The organism is Hoyosella rhizosphaerae (genome assembly GCF_014643175.1).
Lineage (GTDB): Bacteria > Actinomycetota > Actinomycetes > Mycobacteriales > Mycobacteriaceae > Lolliginicoccus > Lolliginicoccus rhizosphaerae.
Map to the genome: position 1 here is coordinate 501,667 of NZ_BMJH01000003.1, position 18,617 is coordinate 520,283.

At 56.5% G+C, this 18,617-nt stretch carries 6 protein-coding genes; 3 read left to right on the forward strand and 3 right to left on the reverse strand.

Annotated elements, in window-relative coordinates; genetic code table 11:
- Positions 1-36: 36 nt before the first annotated feature.
- A complete protein-coding gene (locus IEW73_RS16770; protein WP_504739203.1) occupies positions 37-291 on the forward strand; it encodes a DUF4357 domain-containing protein in 255 nt (84 codons plus the stop codon).
- On the opposite strand, the gene IEW73_RS14100 is transcribed toward IEW73_RS16770, so the two are convergent.
- The 3 genes from IEW73_RS14100 to IEW73_RS14110 are packed head-to-tail and all read right to left on the reverse strand — an operon-like array spanning position 263 to position 10,860.
- The gene (locus tag IEW73_RS14100; protein WP_188676393.1) at positions 263-2,458 is read right to left on the reverse strand and encodes a DEAD/DEAH box helicase; all 2,196 of its coding nucleotides are present in this window, start codon (positions 2,456-2,458) and stop codon (positions 263-265) included. The two genes, IEW73_RS16770 and IEW73_RS14100, sit on opposite strands and share 29 nt — an antisense overlap.
- Positions 2,459-2,495: 37 nt before the next feature.
- Complete coding sequence (locus IEW73_RS14105) at positions 2,496-7,439, reverse strand: DEAD/DEAH box helicase (RefSeq protein ID WP_188676397.1); 4,944 nt, start codon at positions 7,437-7,439, stop codon at positions 2,496-2,498.
- Positions 7,432-10,860, reverse strand: a complete 3,429-nt coding sequence (locus tag IEW73_RS14110) for a hypothetical protein (RefSeq protein ID WP_188676399.1) — start codon at positions 10,858-10,860, stop codon at positions 7,432-7,434. Before IEW73_RS14110 ends, IEW73_RS14105 begins: the two co-directional genes overlap by 8 nt.
- Before the next feature lie 164 nt (positions 10,861-11,024).
- On the opposite strand from IEW73_RS14110, the gene IEW73_RS14115 reads away from it, so the two are divergent.
- Positions 11,025-13,916, forward strand: coding sequence for a helicase-related protein (locus tag IEW73_RS14115; protein WP_229676016.1), 2,892 nt, complete (start codon positions 11,025-11,027; stop codon positions 13,914-13,916).
- A 3-nt stretch (positions 13,917-13,919) separates the two neighbouring features.
- Positions 13,920-18,614, forward strand: coding sequence for a class I SAM-dependent DNA methyltransferase (locus tag IEW73_RS14120; RefSeq protein WP_188676403.1), 4,695 nt, complete (start codon positions 13,920-13,922; stop codon positions 18,612-18,614).
- The last annotated feature ends 3 nt before the right edge of the window (positions 18,615-18,617 follow it).

Genomic DNA, 18,617 nt, shown 5'->3' on the forward strand with positions numbered 1-18,617 from the left:
GCTTATGCCAGAAAAGTTAGTGGGCGCTTCGTCATCTTGGAAGGGTCGACTATGCGCGGCGAAACCACTCCATCAGCTGGTCGCACTGTGCGTTCACTTATCGACATTCTGTGCAAAAACGGGGTAATAGCCGTTGACCGTGAGAGTGGGCTTGGTCGATTCACTCGGGACCACACTTTTCCCAGTGCGACAACGTCAGCGACTGTCATCACCGGTACATCAGTCAACGGCAGTGCGGCGTGGAAGGTGCAAGGAACACAAGTTACTTATGGTCAGTGGAGTCAACGGTAAGTAGTCCAACAACCGTGCACCCACGTGCGGCAGCGGCTGCATGTAATAGACGTTCGGGCTGCACTTGCCACCGGGATAGCGATCTGGTCACTGTGAGCAGATTTCCTACTGGATCCGGCCCCGACGCCCACGTTGAAATCGTATCCAGTGCCCGTTCCGAATGCCTTCCGTACACCGCGACTTTAGTCACGCCAAGCTCACGCACCGTCAGCATCGGGTCGCTGCTGAGGATCATTCTTGCCGCTTCACTGACGGTATGTTCAGGACTGGCCACATTCTCGAGTAGCTCCTCCCACGTAGCGATTCCACCGACAGAACGAATGTAGCTCGCAACGTCAACGCTCATCGAGAGGGATGGTTCTCGTTCTGCCGGTTGATCTTCCGGCTGTTCCGGGGCTTGCCCTTCGGGTTTCAGTGATGGTGATTCGGTTGCTGCCGATTCGTTGGCCGCAACGTCAAGGGTTTCAGGGGTGCGCTTGTGCGTCGAGTCAGGCGAACCCAGAGGGGCCATGTCGAGCCAGTCCCGCAGTAGAAACGGAAGGTCGTCAGGACCAGCAGTGACCTTTTCGTCTGCGATGGTGGTGAGCTCGTTGAAAAATGTTTCGTGCGCACCTTTGTCGGGATCTTCGGTTGTGTCCTTAACGTAGGCGACGACGAAGACGGCCCGTCCGCCGTTGTTTTTCGGTCTAATTATTCGGCCCATTCGCTGGATCATCTGCCTCCGGCTACGGCTCGCGGCGAGGATGAAACCCAACTGCGCATCGGGCACGTCGATGCCTTCGTCCAGAACTCGCGGGGCTGCGACGGCCTGCAATTTTCCTGACCTAAAATCGTTGAGAATATCGGTCCTGTTCGCTGGTGTCAGCCCTGATCGCAACAGTCCAACGTCGACACCGAGTGCGCCGAGCTCATGTTGGACTTGTCCTGCTGTGACCACTCGTTCTGTGAAGAAAATTGATCGAGTGGAGCGCAAAACCTCGGCTGGAAGTTCCTGCACCAGTGCTACTTTGCCCTTGCATTCGGCAAGCACTTCTCTGCGTTCTTGTAAGCTCTTGAGATACCGTTGCGCAGTCATGGTGGGCTGGCTGAAGTCACTTTTAGCGAGCTGCTGTACGTGCTTCATGAATTCGCCATATGGTTCTTCGGGCAACCCAAAGTCGTAGACGAGTCGTTGCTGGGCTTTTCGGCACACTTCACTGGCTTTGTCGTACCGGGCACGTTCTACGGGGAGGAAGTCGACACCAATGGTGACGACGTTGACGGGCGCAATGATGCCGTCCTTCTTTGCGCGTTTGTAGTCACATCCTTGGATTACTGGTCCGAAGTACGGCGCCAGGATCTCGACGACGGCGTTGTCACTGCGGTGCAGTGTGGCTGTGAGCCCGAGTCGCCACGTGAAGTCATCGAGTAGTGCTTTGGCATATTCGGAAGCGCCGTAGCGGTGTACTTCGTCGGCTACCACCAGAGCTCCGACCGCTCCCGTGGATCCGAAGATGTTTCTCCGTGATGCTGATTGGACAGTAGCGATCAGTACGTCCCAGTGGGGGTTTTCTGGCTTTGCTCCACCGCCTAGTGCCTCAAGATTCGCGGACGGCACCGCTTCGGCAATTGCTTTCTGCCACTGCTGCAACAGGTCTAGTCCTGGTACTAAGACGACGGCTCTGCGTCCGTCGTCTACTGCTGCCACAATTGCTGCGATTCCTACAGCGGTTTTGCCGGTTCCTGTGACGGCTTCGACGATTCCTCTGCGGTTGTTTTTCTGCCACGTTTCGAAGGCCTCGGCTTGCCATGCCCTGAGTGGCGGTCCTTGATACGTGCCAAGGTTTGCGTTGCCGCCTTGCGCTGGCGTCTCGGGCTCAGTACGTGCCCACGGCTGTGCGATGAGTGTGTCACTCGCGGACGGCACCAGCGGCGCACCAGTACTGTCCACTGTCACTGTTCCGCCATCGTCGGGGTAAGCGGCAGTTTCGGGTTCTGCACGCAATTTCCACAGAGGCGGAATCTGACTGTCAATGACTGTGAATGCGTCCCTGTTTCCGTACAGGATGCGATTGACAATCGATCGCGTCAGCCCAGGTTCATTGAGTTCTCGGGCGATTTCCTTCGCAGATATCAAGGGGTTTCGCCCAAGCAGTTTCGATATCGCTGCTATGTGTTGACGCTCCATGACGCCTCTCGTGTTTGGCATCGGTTGTTGTGGGAGTTTACTTCGGGGTGTGCGCCAACGCGGCGAGAAGATCATCAGCCGTCATCTGAGGGTGACGGAGGACGGTGTACCCGTTTCGTTTCAACCAATCATCACGATCAGTTACTTCGTCGGTGACAACTGCTAGCTCACGGTCCTTCCACAGCGCTTCGATCGGCCAGTAAATGTCGTTGCGCACTCCCACTTCGGCACCCACTTCGGGTGCGGGTACACCTGATTGGGCGACCAGTCGAAGCAAGTCGCGGAGGTCTCGTTCGGCAACGTATTCGAGTTGACTTTGCCACTGGCTGGAAACTGGAACTCCGGCGGCTGAAATACCGATGAGCTCTAGGAGGTGAAGTGCACCTCTGCGACTGAGTTGGTCATGGTGTCGCGCGTTGCGGTGCGACCGCAAACAGCCGTAGCAGGATGTTTCTTCACCGCAGTCGCAGTTTTTCACCCGTAGGTAGGCCTTGTACAGCACATCCTGGAAATTTTCGGTGATCATTTTCGCGGCACCTGCACCACCTGGAACAGTGTCAAATAGCACGAGGCTGCGGAGACCTTTCTTGCTCCATGACAGGGTTGCGTCGATGTCGTCGCGAGAGATTTCCAGGTGCTCGGAGGCCCCTTCGAGTAGCGCGTACAGCGCCGACAACCAGTCGTCGATGTGCTCGGCCGCGAACACAAGGGAACTGAACGTAAACTCCGCGATGTCCGTTTGGTATTCGTGGCCCAATGAGCGGAGGCTCAGCGAGGTTCGCCCGCATGAATCACCGGTGGTTGGTCGCTCGTGGGTTTTTGGCGCTTGCCGCCCTTTGGGGCCTGCCCATCCGCACGATTCGCACACATAGAAGCCTTTTGCCGGGCCTTCCGAAATAGCCACCATGGTTGCCCGTGTTCCGGAGCGAATGTGAACTTCAGTTCCGTTCGGCGACGGCCAAAGTGTGTCCGCTACTTCGTCACCAAGATCGTGCACGTGCGTGGATCCGTGCCAACGAGTTTCTGGCGGGGCTGAGCCGACAGATTCGGTTTTCCTATCTGCCACGAAGCCAAACTCGGGCACTATGTAGCTCAGTTTGGTGCGCGGTTTAGTGGAGCCGCATTCACATGCACCTTGTTCGTCGGGCAGGTTGATTGCGGATTCGAACCGGTCGCATTCCACGCAAATCCGGTACTCATGCTTCACTAAGTCCTTGCCAGGGACGCGGTACACGCCGCGGGATCGCCATAGCTTTCCTCCTGCGACGATTTCGTTGCCTGGTGCATATTCATAAATTGCCAGGGATAGGTCGCGGTCGAGTTTGAGTTTGGCGCCGGTCGAATCTGCCGCATGGAGGGTTCGGAGTTCCACGGTATCCACGGGGAAACCGTATTTGGGGAGCACATTTTTTGTTGCGAGGTAGCCGATTAGCTGACGCGTCTCCACTGTTTTGAGGGTTTGCTCAAGTTGTCGTGCGGCTCCAAATCTGCGCGCTGCTGCTGCCTCGTCGATCATTTTGTTGAACTCGCTGATGTCTGCCTGAACTTCCGCTTCGACACAGCGCAACAGGTCGACAAGTTTCGGCACCCATGCTTGGGTGTCGACGCCGAGTTCGTTCTTCACAGGTTCGGGCAGGATCTGATTGAGTGCGGTTGTGATCTCGTTTGGCACCGGAGTGAGATACGCCTCCAGGTCATTCACGATTGAGGGTTTGTTTTTTCCGTCGCCGAAGAATTCGCTCGAGGTTTTCCACAGCGAGCCGTCGGCAGATTTTGCGTGACGCCAGAATGCTGAAATTGCCACGGAGTGGGCGTGGCGCCTGCTAATTCGTTCGTTTTCGATGGGGACCCAGGGCACCCGCATGGTTCCCGCGATCATGCTGATGGGGTCGGCGAACTTTGTGAGGTCGTGAGACCTGCGCTGCGCGTATGTCAACACCAGCGCGGCGGCACCTGCGCGTCGTCCTGCACGGCCCGCTCGTTGCACATAGTTGGCGGTCCTTGGTGGCATGTTGCGCAGGACGACGGCTTGGAGGTCACCTACGTCAACGCCGAGTTCGAAGGTCGTGGAGCACGACAGCACGTTGAGAACACCTTTAACGAAATCGTTTTGGATTTCGGCGGCTTCTTCAGAGGTCCACTGCGCCGTATGTTCTTTGGCACTGAGTGGTGCCGGGTTGAGGGTCCGGTAGAGGTAGCGATAATGGTTCTCGTCATTTTCTTGGGTTGGTGGGGTAAACGACTCTAGGTTCCCTTCGCAGCCCAACCCGGGGCACACTCCAGCAATGGACCGTGCGGTGATTCGCCGACAGGCACTGCATTCGTACCAGACGGAGCTGAGACCACTGTCAAGGCGCAGTTGTCGGTGGTCGACTTGACTCACCACTCCGACGCTGAGGTGGTGGGAGTCTGTGATCCAGGAGGTTTGCGCTCGGATGAATTCCCAGCACTTTTCTAGGGTCTCCCTGGCGCCGAGTGGCGAGTTGATGGCACTAAAGACCCTGGTGAGATAGTTGATTCGCCTGTTGGTTCCCCTGGTGGGCAACCAGCTGAGGATTTTTCGTTTTGCGTCAGATCCGTTGTATCTCAGATAGATGGGGCCAAGTCGGGGTGCGAAGCGATCGTCCTTGGGGTCAACATCGTCTGGCAGTGTTACCGCCCCTTGGTGCCGCATCGTGTCCACTAGCTCTTCGAGCAGACCCCATGCTTGATCCTCGGTAAGTCCTGCATTTGTGAGTGGTCGTGGTGGTTTGACGCCTTCTGGGCGTTTGAGGGTTGTCCGCAGAATGCCAACGCCTTCGAGGGATTTGCGCACGTCGGTGGCGACTAGTTCACTGGCTACCCATGTCGCCGCTTGGCTCACACGGTCTGGGCCGACCACGTCGTCTCTGAAGTGTCCGTGGGTGCTGGCGCGTTTGGCGACCATCCGCGCTAGGTAGTCGACGGAAATTTCTTCGTCTTCGAATCGCGGGTCGGCGATTGTTTGCGTTATGTAGCGCCGTTCAAGTAGCTGCCGGTATGTGCTGTCGAGATATGGTGCTGCGTACGCTGCGGCCTGACGGGAGTCGCTGAACATGAGTAGCTTTCGGCCACCACCAACATTGTCGGCTGCTTCGCCGTCGCTCACCGGCAGGTTTTGGTACAGCGCTGTCGCTAGCACAGAAAGTGGTGCGTCTTGGCCGAGGTGTAGGCGGCGGATTTTCTGGCCAACTGGGGTGCTGCCCCCGCATGCGGTGCAGCTGCGGAGTTCTCGTTTTCGGTGGTCGTGCTTGCGGACTCCGCGGATGGTTCCGTCACTACAGTCGCGCACTGGGCAGCTGGAGATTAGTGTCCGCGACAGGTACCCGCACCCGGTGCAGAGCCATGCTTCGCCGGTGGCCGTGTCGGCGCTTTCTGCGTCAAGCGTTGCGTCATCGTCGTCGACTACGTCATCGTGGTCAGATAGCAGCAACCAGGTTGCTTGCACGTCCGGTTTGCTCGTGGGAATGAAATGTTGGCGGCCGCTTCTTTTTTCTACGTCACCGGCAAGGTACACAGCACCGCATGTCACGCAGGTACCAAACTCAAAGCATGCTTTTTCGCATGATGGGCAGATTTCGTGACGGCCTAGTTGGACGTGTGGACCGCTGGCGGAGAAGCAAGAAAACACACCTTCTGTGGAGCGAACGAACATGTGGTATCGGGCCGAAATCACGGGTACCCCTGTGTTATCGGTGATTTCGCTGCCGAGTTCCACGAGGGCTTCGAGCCTGGAGGTGCCATTGGGGTCGCCTGGCCAGAGTGCCTCACAAATATCGTCGACGGACTGTGGCCCTTTGGCTAGCAGTGCTCGTAATTGTGAGGTGGACTCTTCTTGGTGCAGTGCTTCGTCGGGTTGACTGATGCCCGACAGCTGCTGAAGTTGAGCAGCGCGTTGGTCAGGGTTGTTGACTAGTTGAAAAAGCGTCGGATCGTCAAGGGTTCCCCAGGTTGAGGCGGAGCGTCTCACTACTCGGCTGGGCAGCACCAAGTCTTGTTGCGATGGATCTTTTTTGTTGTATTCGAATTTTTCTCCGAACAACGAGCGCGCGAATCGCATCACTTCGTGGGGTGCACCGTCAAGTGATGCGGAAGTGGCGATGCACTGCATGGTTTGCCCGCGGGCAACTCGGTCACGAAGTCGACGCAGTAGGAGGCCCACTTCGCCTCCTTGTGCTCCGTCGTAAACGTGCGCTTCGTCGAGTGCGATGAAGCGCCATGATCCGCTGTGTTGCCCTTCGAACAGGTCCATGTCATCGGGGCGAAGCAACAGGTACTCAAGCATGGCGTAGTTGGTGAGAAGGATGTGCGGCGGATTGGCGCGCATTTCTTCTCGGCTCAGCAGCTCATTCGGCAGAATGGGCTGCCCTGGGTTTGTTGCCTTGAAATACCGTTCTGCGTCTACACGTTTTGGTTTGGTTTCGCCGGTGTAGCGCCCGAAAGTTATTTCGGGTACTCCGCTTAGCAGTGCTCGCAGTCGCTTGACTTGGTCGTTGGCGAGTGCGTTCATCGGGTAGAGGAGGAGTGCGCGCACGCCTGGACCAAGTTGGCCGTTGGCGTGCTCGGTGAGCAACGAATTGAGGATCGGAATGAGGAAGCTTTCGGTTTTACCGGATCCAGTGCCTGTGGTGACGACGACGTTGCGGCCAGCGACTACCTTTCGGATGGCTTGTTCCTGGTGCTTGTACAGCGGTCGGTCAAGCGGAAGTGACACGCTGTCGAGATTGGCTACTTGACTGTGTAGTACGCCTTCCTCGATGAGTTCGCTGATCGATTTTCCCGGTTCGTACGGAGGTGTTAGCTCAAGGATCGGGCCGCGGGTGAGGTGCTTTGTGGAGTTAACCTCAGCTGCAAACGCTTTTGCCAGATCGGCTTCGCGCGGGGTGATCAGTGTTTTTATGTAGCGTTTGTAGGCGCCTTCGATGTCGCTGCTGGTGCGTAGCGGGTCGAGTCGGTTATGCATGGGTGGCTCCTACAAGGTCGCCGTGGGCGAGGTGAGTGGTGATCGCTTCTGCGGTCAGTAAGTCGGTGAGGGTGAGTTGGGGGCATAGGGTGGCGAGTTCAGCCCAATCTTGCAGTGTTTTGTCGCTGAGCGTCCCCGCGGGCAGTTGATTGTGCGCTTCGAGTCGCGCCGCGAGTGCCAGTGTGAGGGAGTTTAGTGGGATCCACACCCATGGGTTCATGAAGAGGCTGAGGTTTCCGTAGTCTCCTGCACGCACGTCTGTGATGTCACCGAGGATTGTGTTGAAGGATCTGAGTGTTACTCGAAGTCGTGTCGTTTCTGTGTTGAGCCGTGCGCAGGCGGGGTTTTCAGCCCATTGTTCGCGGTGGGGAAATACTTGTCCTATGTCGGCGGTACGTGTGTCGATGTCGAGTAGCGCCCCTGGTACGACCTTCGCTTCTTGAAATGCGATGTTCAGTTGTTCTGGCCTCATCTTGTGGAGGTGCGCAGTGTTTGGGCCAAATCTTCCGTGTTTCAGCGTTGAGGCGTTTCCGTCTCGCAGGAGATTCAGTAGCGTGTCGCCACCAATTTCTGCTAGTTCTGAGACGATTTCTTTCTTTCTGTCGGGGACTTGAGTTGTGCGTAGTTCAGCTATGAGCTGCATGGCGGTAGCCCACGGTGTTACTAGGGATCTGCGTGATTGGGTGATTGCCGGCAGCGCGGTGCATACCAGGCCCGATCGAATAAGCAGTTTCGGTTGTTTCTCGGTATCGATGTTGCTGCGGCTGAGGGCTTCGATGGCGGCGTAGGGATCGCGCCGCAGAAGGCCACCGATCTTCGACACGAACCATTGGCTATCAACGGCGTTCGTTTGGGATGCCCGATGAAGCATTGCTGTCCAAAGCTCGGGCCGAGGTGACGATTCCACTAGTTGGCGGCCTTCGCCGATCAGGACCTGTGACAATGTGGTGAGGACTTCGTCGGTATCGGTGAACCACCCTTGTTGATCAAATCGAGTGGCGTCTTCGGGTGGCGTGCTTGGCGCTTCTACCGGCATCCACGGATCGTCAATGACAACTCGCGCCCATAGCGGGCCGCAGTTTCGAAGTTCCGAGGGAAGATCGTAGGTGGACTTTAGTAGCGCGGCCGTGTGCGGGTGACGCCAAGGTGCGGCTTCGGTCCATATTTGGACGGTGGCGCCATCGACCTCGGCGAGGTTTTCGAATGTAAGAGTGCCCTCCTTTAGCGTGATACGTGAGCAGAGCGTTTCTGGTCGAACGTGGACTAGCGGCAGGAGCGTGGTTTCACCGTATGGTGTGCGCACGACAGCCATGAGGTTCCCGTTGGGGTATGCGTGCGCTGTGGAAGAGAATCGGCCTAGAGGAAGGTCGAATGTGTCGCTGTGTTCGCGATACTCGGGCGTCTCCTGTTGTTTCGTTTCTTTCGCGGCATTGCGGTATTCAACCCAGCAGTCGAACTCGTACTCGAAGGAGGTTGGGATACGGAATGAAAGGACTCGTACGCCTTTGGCGATCTCGTCGGCGCTGATCACTGGCGGCAATGCTGACCACGTTGCACGTTTACCAGGTTGATCGAGGCGGATTGAGAGGTGCGGTGGTCGTACTACGAATCGGTCTGAACCGTCAGGGTGGTCTATACGAAGTGGGTGTGACAGGTCCTCGGCCAGAAACTTCATCGTCGCTGGCACAGGAACATTCGATGACGACGCAGATTCAATCTCTACGCTGACCGGAGTGAGACCATTGTCATGTGGTGTGCGAATCTCTACCGGCATCTCGATGCTGATGCCTTCGGCAAGGTTGATTGTTCTGCGCAAGTTTGAGCCAAGCGGACCGTGGATTGCGATATCGAATGTTCCGACGAGAGGTTCTTGTGTTTCGAAGATGTCTGCGGCTGCATAGTCATCGGTCGCGTCATAGACCACGGTGTTCCAGTTGTCGGTGCGGGCTCGGCGGCTCATGACTTTCCACTGGGTGGTCACAGATGACGGTGTCGGTGGAAGCCCGACGACTGGACGTTCGCCATAAACTGTGGCTTTGCCGACTGTTAGCAGTCCGCGGATTACACTTCCATCCCGAATGTCCGGTACCGCGGTTTGCTGCACTGCTCGAGTTGAACCGAACTTTCCGTTGTACCTTAACGCCAAGGCTTCACCCTGCTCGATGCTCACCAGAATCAGTGACCATCCGGCCCAACCAACAGGCGAACCTATATCGGTACAACCGCTCAATGGTTGCTGAGTCCGCGCATCCACAAGTTCAGCGGCTTTGGGTAGAACGGCGTAGAACTGGGTTGTAGGGAGCGGCTGGTGTGGTCCGATCAAGTGTCCTCCCGCTGAGAACACCACCAGCGGATCATTACTGTCGACGAACACCCACCCAAATGTCCGTTCGAGTGTTTCGTGCTCCGCCGTTACGCGACGAACCGGCGACAAAATGTCCACAGTTTCGAACGCGCTATCTGTGTCGAGTCCGAACCAGTCAGCCTCGACGGCCACTTCCGTTGTGTCGCCATCTAAGGACACCACCCAGGGTGTGTCGCTGTTGTCGGGCGGCGCGGGCAAAACAAGCTGAATCGAATTCTCAGCCACATTGAACTTGATGCGTGGCGCACGAAGGGCGGCACTGCCAGTCCTCGTTGATCTCTGCGAAGTGCGCGAAACTTCTAAATCAGACAGGATTTCCGCAATACCTCGGAACATCATGGGTGGTAGCCCCGAGTTGTCCGCCAAAGCCTCGACGCGATCGTTCCAGTTGTCGGACGCCTCAATGCGCTCCACAACCAGGGCAACAATGCGGTCCACAATGTCAATGGCAATGCTGCCGCCGTACAGAATGAAGTTTTGTGCAGGAACGTCGAGTCGCCCCAACCTGGACTCGCGGTGTTTATCGAGCAACCAATCAACCAGGGCGGCACCACTTTCTTCACCGCCACGGTACAAATGCTCAACAATCAAATTTACGAGGTCAGCCAAGCAATAGTTGGGGATGCCCGCTTGCATCGACACTTTGTCAACAGGCCGCCTGATCTCCGGGAACTGATCGAGTTTGAAACCTTTGATGAGCTTCGGAATCGCTTGTCGTAGGTCATTTTCGATTGCCTGGGCGCGTTTCAGGCCAAGTTTGTCGAAGTACTCATCCCAGTATGCATTTTTGCCATAGCCTGTCGCGGCGTGACCAACAAGGGTGGCCAATGCGGCACCTGGAAACTTTTTGACGACTTCTGTTGCCGTGTACTTGTGCACGCGCATGTAGGCGCCGAGTGTGCTGCCAAAATCGTAGAAGAGCGCTTCAGTCTGGTCAGGGTCAAGATTTACCTCTAGCGCGAGAGTGGCTGCTGCCAGTTGTTTGCGTAAGTCCGCATCGATATCTGTAAGCCGCTGACGAACTTCATTGATCGTCCCTCCACGTACCATCGCCACAGCATCCCCTTTACTCGTAAAAGCCTAGAGGGATAGTGGCAGAGAGGTATGACACATTTCTGACGAATCCCTATTTCCCGTAACAGTTCTTGGGCTTCGCTCACCCTGCTTACCACTAGGATCGTAGAGTTCATGTATACGCAAACGATCAGGGGGATCAACCAGTGACGGTGCTGAAATCCGATACTCAACAACAGGATTCCAGAGTGTTCACCGCTGCACCTGGTTCTGTCGTGGTTGTCCGGGATGAGGACTGGTTGGTTAGTGCTGTCGAACCCGCCACGGACGGATTTTTCGTCCATGTGATCGGTTTGTCTGAGTTGGTTCGCGACACAGCAGCAACCTTCTCTACGGCTCTCGACGATATCGTTGAGTCAGATCCCACTGATGTCGATGTGGTGGCGGACGATTCTCCGAAGTTCCGCCGGTCGCGTTTGTGGCTGGAGGCGATACTTCGCAAGACACCAATTGCCGTGTCTGATCCTTCGCTTTCTACGGCGCACCGTGGCTTAGCGAATCATTTGGATTACCAGTTCAAGGCGGTTCGGCAGGCGCTGGATCCGGATAAGCTCCGACCGCGCATTCTGCTGGCTGATGCGGTGGGGTTAGGAAAAACCCTTGAGATCGGCATGATCTTGGCTGAGCTTGTTAGGCGTGGTCGTGGTGATCGTATTTTGATTGTGACGCCGAAGCACGTACTTGAGCAGATGCAGATGGAGTTGTGGACCCGGTTTGCGTTGCCGTTTGTGCGGCTTGATAGCACCGGCATTCAGCGTATTCGCCAGGTTTTGCCGGCCAACCGGAACCCGTTCACGTACTACAAGCGGGTCATCATCTCGATCGACACTTTGAAGAGTGACCGGTATATCGCGCATTTGCAGAAGCAGCGCTGGGATGCGGTGGTGATTGACGAGTCTCATAACGTCACGAATACAGCTTCGCAGAACAATCGTCTCGCACGTTTATTGTCCTCGCGCACGGATGCTTTGATCCTTGCATCGGCCACTCCGCACAACGGCAAAAAGGAATCGTTCGCTGAGTTGGTGCGGATGCTTGACCCAAGCGCTGTGAGTCCCGAAGGTGAGCTGGACCTCAAGCAGGTGGCGAAGCTGGTGATTCGCCGTCACCGTCATCACCCAGATGTGGCGAGTGAGGTAGGTGCCGATTGGGCGGAACGGCAACCTCCCCGCAACGTCACTGTGGAAGCGTCTGCTGTTGAGGATGAGATTGCCCGCGAACTTGAACACACGTGGTTGTGGCCGGAGTCGGGCATGAACCCGTACTCGGGGAAGAACAAGTCGTTGTTCCCGTGGATTCTCGCCAAGGCCTTCTTGTCATCCCCCGCGGCCCTAGCTCAGTCAGTTGATGAGCGCCGCAAACGACTCGACAAGTCTGATTCGTCTACACACCGTGAGCGACAGGCATTGGATCGACTTGCAGACCTCACCAATAGTGCTTTGGCGCAGCGCTCTGCGAAGTACGAGGCCCTGCTTGCCCACCTGAAGAAGATCGGTGTTGCGAAAAACAGCGATCGCCGCGTGGTGGTGTTCGCGGAACGCGTTGCCACGTTGGATTGGTTGGCCGAGACCCTCCGCAAGGATATGAAGCTTGGCGACGGGCAGGTGATGGTGCTCCACGGCGGGTTGAGTGATCAGGACCAGCAGGAGATCGTGGAGTCATTCAAGTTGGAGTCTTCTGCCATCCGTGTGCTCGTCACTGGTGACGTTGCCTCCGAGGGCGTGAACCTTCACACCCAGTGTCATCACTTGGTGCACTACGACATTCCGTGGAGCCTCATCCGAATTGAGCAGCGCAACGGTCGCATCGACCGGTATGGGCAAAAGCATCGCCCGGAAATCACCACGTTGCTGTTGGTTCCGTCCACGGAACGCTTTGGTGGTGACATCCGGGTGCTCACACGCCTGGTGGAGCGTGAGCACGAGGCGCATACCGCGTTGGGTGACTCGGCCTCACTGATGGGCACCTATGACGTAAAGGCGGAAGAGGAAGCCGTTCGGAAAGTCTTGGCTGGGGAGTCTCGGCTTGATGATGTGGTCCGCACAGTTCAGGAAGTGACCGAATCGGGCGGGTTGGACGCGTTTTTCGCTGAGCTCGCCGGTGGCGATTTCTTCGACGAGGACGAACCGTCAGCCCCCGATCTTGCTACTGAATCGGCAGCTGGTGTGTACCCGACGGAGTTCGCGTTTCTCGCTGATGCGCTCGACGAGTTTAAGATCACCCCCCACCTGCCACCGCCGAATGGGGTGAGCTGGAAGGTTCACGAGCGGCAATCCATTGCCAGCCTGGTGCCGCCGCACGATCTTCGTCAACGCCTCGAAGTGCTGCCCCAGTCCTATTTGAGGGACAGGAAAGTGACCGAAACATACAAACTCGCCCTGACGCGGCTTCGCGGCGAGGAGGAGTTGAAACAAGCTCGAAGTGGACAGTCCACGTCGACATGGCCGGAGGCTCACTATTTGGCGCCGCTCCATCCAATCATCGATTGGGCTGCCGACCGGGCGCTGGCTGAGTTAGGTCGCAACCAGATCTTCGCGGTGCGCGGCGACGTAGACATGGTTACGGTGCTTACACAAGTGACGCACACGAATACACGTGGGCAGGTAGTGGCAGCGTCTTACTACACGGTGGTTTTTCCTGATCCCCAAAACCCTTCGGGGCGTTTCGCGATGCCGCACTCATCAGCAGCCTCCGCTGTGGCAGCACTTGGTTTATCAGACGTGAACCCCGGCAACCTCAAGGATGTAAACACGTTGCGAAATCTCGTTTCAGCCGCAGTGCAGGCAGCTGATTCCGCAGCCGATCAGCAGGCCGACGCGATCCGTCAGGAAACCCAGGAGCGCGTCGACGAGTGGCTGCACCGGTCGAGGCGATGGATGCGAGAAGCCGACGCGCTGGTCAAACGCAAAGATCTACAGGAACGAACAAGGCGCATCTCGGAAGAACAGGAACTCGCACAAGCAATGAACCCAGATCGTCGCCTCAACCGACCCCTCATTGTGGTTGTGCCTCAAAACTTTCACGCGGCGGGAGCGTAACTCATGGAAGCATCAGACGCCCTCATTGTCGGTGAAGACTTCATCAGTGAGCACTACTTCACGACCGACGCCAAGTCGCAGTCGTTTCAAGCCATGGTCCTCAGTCGACGAAAAGAGTGGGACGACGCAAAGAAAGATGACCTGTCGACACCGCGAAGCCGCTACACAGAGCAGCGCAGCGACCTCACGCGCCGTTTCATTAGCTTGTCCGAGAACGCGGGCGACGACGTCCTCACGGCCCTCTACGCCCGTCTGCGCACAATTCTCGGGTTTGACGACACAGTGCGGTGGGACACCGCCAGGATAGGAGCCTCGGGCACCCACGAGGGTCCCGCGATCACTGTGCGCACTCGAGGACTCACCAGCAACGCTCCCCTAGTGATCATCGAAGCGCACGCGGGATTGACGTTGGAAAACTTGCTCGCCAAGGACGAGAAAACCCTGCTACGCAGCTTCCACACCGAGGATGACGAAATCCACTCGGTTGCAGCACTTCTCTCCCACCTGTTTGTTTCAGATGACGGACCACAATTCGCGCTCGTTCTCTCCGGCGGGTTAGCAATGGTGACCGAACGGGAACGCTGGTTGGAGGGCCGCTACCTTGCCGTCGACCTGCAACTCGTTGGGGAACGCGCCGAGGATAAACGTGGCGGAGAAATAGACCGCGCGCTCAGTTGCATCTCCTCCGAATCCCTCGCCCCCGACGCGGAAGGCGATATCTGGTGGGCTGAGGTGATCGCCGAATCCATCAAACACACCGTCGGTGTCTCGCAAGATTTGCGTGAGGGTGTGCGCCTGTCGATCGAAATCATCGCCAACGACGTTGTCACACGCCGCCGCGAACATGGCCTCCCACCACTCCCGTCCAGCGAGGCCCAGCCGCTCGCAAAGCAATCCCTACGGTTCCTGTACCGCATTCTGTTCCTCCTCTACGCAGAAGCTTCCCCGGAACTCGGAGTACTTCCTATCGGGGAACCCAACTATGAACGCGGCTACAGCCTCGACCGGTTGCGTGAACTCACACTTGTGGAACTCGCCAGCCCGCGTGCACGCGGCGGCACCCATATTTACGACTCACTCGCCACCCTGTTCCGGCTCGTCGACAAAGGCCACGACAGCGGAGCAGACAACTATGACGACGAAGGCGCCACCGTCGAGGGCCTCACGTTCCGGTCACTGCGCGCCGACCTTTTCCTATCCAAAGCGACCAAACTCATTGACGACACCCAACTCAGTAACGCCGCATTGCAGCAAGTGTTGCGACACTTACTGCTGAGCAAACAGGTCAAAGGCCGAGACCGCGGATTCATCTCCTACGCACAACTCGGCATCAACCAGCTAGGTGCGGTCTACGAGGGCTTGATGTCCTACACAGGTTTCTTCGCTGAAGAAGACCTGTATGAGGTGGCGAAAGGCGGCGACGCCAGCAAAGGCTCCTGGGTGGTACCAGCGACACGAATCGAAGGGATCTCGGAAAGCGACTTCGTCAAATCACGCGACGACATCACCGGTGAACTACGCCCTGTAGTGCACGAGCGCGGCACCTTCGTCTACCGTCTCGCAGGACGCGAGCGGCAACAGTCCGCGTCGTACTACTCCCCCGAAGTGCTCACCCGATTCGTTGTGGGGCAAGCCCTCGAAGAACTACTCGATCAGAACGATGAGCGCACACCCGCACGGGACATCCTCGACCTGACGGTGTGTGAACCCGCCCTTGGGTCCGGGGCGTTCGCCGTCGAGGCAGTGCAGCAACTCGCTGAGCAGTACCTCACCCGCAGGCAGGAAGAACTCGGCGAACGCATCGACCCCGACCGATACTCCACCGAACTGCAAAAAGTGAAAGCGTATATTGCGCTACACCAGGTGTACGGGGTCGACCTGAATGCCACCGCAGTGGAGTTCGCGGAAATTTCGTTGTGGCTCGCCACTATGGGTGAAGGACTGCTCGCCCCGTGGTTTGGTTTGCACCTACGACGCGGCAACTCCCTCGTCGGCGCACGACGCAGTCTCATACCGGCTCGATCTCTGAAGGACAAAGGTTGGCTTACCGCCACCCCAGTCGACAAGCCGATCAGCACCCTCGGCGAAGAGCTCAGCGGCGCGGTGCACCACTTCCTCCTTCCCACTGACGGGTGGGGCAGCACCGTCGACGCCAAGGAAGCCAAAGAACTAGCACCCGAGGCGCTGACGCGACTAAAGAAGTGGCGGAGCTCGCTTCGTCCGAAACCCACCAACCCGCAGCTCACCGCATTGGCCGTGCTTGCCCGCCGCACCGACCGCTTGTGGGCGTTGGCGCTACGCCGGTTGCAGATCGCCGAATCCGAAATCCGCCGACAGATCGATGTGTGGGGTTGCGACGACCTACCGACGGGTGGTGCGGTGACCCGCGAGCAAATCGAAGAATCACTCGCTGATCCGCGTGGTGCGTACCAGCGGTTGCGGCGCGTGATGGATGCGTGGTGCGCACTATGGTTCTGGCCCTTAACGGACGAGACCGCCACTGTTGCTGGTGAAGTCGTCAGCCCACCGTCGTTGCAGGAATGGATTGATGCGCTGCAGAAACTCCTCGGCGTGGAAGGCAAAGTAAGGCGCGGTCACGAAGCGCAACTCACCTTCGGGCAGATCGACACCTGGGATGAGCTGGGCGCCGCGGAAGAAACCGACCTTGGATATTCAGGAGCCATCGACCCCGCGACTGTAGTCGAGGCGCACCCGTGGCTCACGGTGTGCGAACGAGTCGCCGCCGACCAAGGGTTCTTCCACTGGGAACTCGACTTCGCACCCCTATTCGCCCAAGGCGGTTTCGATCTGCAGGTGGGAAACCCACCGTGGGTGCGGCCGCGAATCGATCTTGACTCTCTGCTCGCTGAGGAAGATCCGTGGTTCAAATTAGCGAATCTCCAGAGTCAGCAGAAGGTAATTGATAGAACGGAGGGGGTACTTTCGCGACCAACTTTCCGATCCTTCGTGATTACTAGCTTAGCCGAAACGACCGCAATGTCCGCCTTCGCTGGAGACGAGCGAAACTACCCGTGCCAAAAAGGGCTCCAACCTGATCTTTATCGATGTTTCATGGAACTTTCTTGGAAACATCAATCGCTCGCGGGAGTCTCTTCGCTCATTCACCCTGTAAGTCACTTAACGGATGAAAAAGCGGAACTATTACGTAGATTTACATACTCACGCCTACGGCGACTTTGGCAGTTTATTAACAAATTAGGACTATTTGACATCAAAGATCACAAGACATATAGCATAAATATTTATGGGAGCGAGAAACCAATCAACTTCCTTTCAGCGGCATCTTTGTACCATCCAAATACGGTCACTAATTCATTAATACACGACGGCTCAGGGCCCGAGCCTGGAATTAAAGATTCATCTGATAAATGGGATGTCAAACCTCATCGTGACAGAATTTTGCATGTTTCGCGGGAAACACTGGATATTTGGCGAAAAATGGTTGACGCAGACTTAAGCAACCCACCGGAAAGCACAAGGATGGTGTTTGCAGTAAACAAAAGTGCAACAAAAATTTTAAGCCATATCGCCAACGCTACGAGAATCAATTACCTTAAACCTCAATATTGCGGAGGTTTAAATGCCAAGAAAAGCAAACAATCTGGGCTTATTGATATTTCTTGGGGACCCGCTGCAAGTTGGGGAGAAGCGCTTTTGCACGGCTCCCATCTACACGTTGGCACAACGTTCTTCAAGGCCCCTCGCGTCAGCATGAGGAACAAAGATGATTGGTTCGCCCTCGATCCCGAGGACACTAGACCAGATTCGCCTCCAATTACTATCTATAAGCGTACTTGTAGCGCGTCACGGTACATTAGTTCTGATACCAATTGGCATTACAATGATGAATCTGGCCGCAGCCATTCGGAACCAACCCGGAGTTTCTATCGAATAGCGTGGCGAACAATGACCGACAACACCGGCGAACGGACTCTGAAGCCCGCAATAATCCCTCCTGGTTGTGGCCATCTCGACACCGTGACAACTCTTGGGATCCCTGGAATTCCTTTGCGGGATTTGTGTGTAGCCGCGGCATCCCTGATGTCTATGGTCGCTGATTTTTCTGTAAGATCCGTGCCGAAATCTACAATTCGTGAAGCAACAGTGAATCGTCTCCCACTCGCAGACGATCCAACAATTAGAAATCTGCTAATCCTGAGGGTTCTGAGGCTTTCATCCACAGGTTTCGCCTATGCAGACCTGTGGAATGAATGCTTTAGAAGTGAAATGGCAGACGACGATTGGGCAAGTGGGCTGAACCACAAGAGACGTTGCCCTGTAGGTCAGGTCGGTTCCGATTGGACTCACCACACACCACTTCACATCGCTGCAGATCGCCGACAGGCCATTCTTGAAATCGATGTTCTCGTTGCTCTAGCCCTGGGTTTGAATGTCGACGAGCTATGCACTCTGTATAAAACCCTCTTTCCAGTTTTGTATCAAAGTGACCGAAGATCTTACTTATATGACATCAATGGCCGATTAGTTCCACAGGATCTGCATTCTGTTTGGCGAAGTAGGCACGGTGCCCTAACAGCGGATGAACGCACAATCACAAACGAAGCCGGTAACACCTACATCTATGAATTGCCGTTCCAGTTCCTCGACCGTGAAGCCGACATGCGAGTTGCCTACGCCGAGTTCGAGCGTCGCCTGGCCGCAAAGAAGTCGGAGTAGGCG

Excerpts from the sequence above, each read along its gene's own strand:
- IEW73_RS14100 (WP_188676393.1), bottom strand. The coding sequence starts at position 2,458 with ATGGAGCGTCAACACATAGCAGCGATATCGAAACTGCTTGGGCGAAAC.
- IEW73_RS14105 (WP_188676397.1), bottom strand. The coding sequence starts at position 7,439 with ATGCATAACCGACTCGACCCGCTACGCACCAGCAGCGACATCGAAGGC.
- IEW73_RS14120 (WP_188676403.1), top strand. The coding sequence starts at position 13,920 with ATGGAAGCATCAGACGCCCTCATTGTCGGTGAAGACTTCATCAGTGAG.